At 39.7% G+C, this 257-nt stretch carries 1 protein-coding gene; it reads right to left on the reverse strand.

Going from position 1 to position 257, the window contains the following annotated elements:
- Positions 1-126: HTH domain-containing protein (locus R0J92_RS24505; RefSeq protein WP_411053600.1), on the reverse strand; the 126-nt coding region annotated here is incomplete at its 3' end.
- Between the last annotated feature and the right edge of the window lie 131 nt (positions 127-257).

The raw sequence follows: 257 nt of genomic DNA on the forward strand, positions 1-257 counted from the left end.
GGCTAAATCTTTGCGAATCGTGCGCTCACTGACTTCTAGGGCTGCTGCTAGCGTATCACTGGTTTGACGTTGCTTAGAACGGAGAAAGCCATCGATCTGTAGTAACCTCTCTAACTGTCGAGACATCACTTAAAAGTAGTAATTTTTAGGATTGGCTTCATTGTAGGATAGTAACCCGGAAAAAATGCTTCCGCCTTCTAAAAAAATTATGAACTTTTTTTGGCTGTGAAAGGATAGAGTTTTTTACTTGATAAACT

The organism is Tritonibacter sp. SIMBA_163, from assembly GCF_046535935.1.
In the GTDB taxonomy this organism is placed as follows: domain Bacteria; phylum Pseudomonadota; class Alphaproteobacteria; order Rhodobacterales; family Rhodobacteraceae; genus Epibacterium; species Epibacterium scottomollicae.